Here is a 376-nt window from a genome sequence, read left to right on the forward strand (position 1 = left end):
TGGAGCGGAAATCAACATCTAAGATTAACACAGCCAAAACAAAAAGACGATGGCCATAATCTGTGGTCATCGCCTTTTATAATGGACCACAAACTCTGGTGACAGGACGAAAAAAATACCATACGAAATCTATACATACTTTTTACAATATATTAATAATGAATCAACCTATTCCTAATATAATTTAGAGTAATTTACTATATTTGGAGGGATAAATTAAAATGCATTTCAACCCTGTCTCATCAAGAGGTCTATGCTTTTTCCAACTTTGAGAAACCCTTAGAAATTACACTTTTCCTATTCTTTCTTTTAAAGTTTTTAAAACATACTTTATATCAGTAACATTATTTTTGGACATTTTTATATAACATAAGGC

The organism is Neobacillus drentensis, from assembly GCF_036965645.1.
Classification (GTDB): Bacteria; Bacillota; Bacilli; order Bacillales; family Cytobacillaceae; genus Neobacillus; species Neobacillus drentensis_D.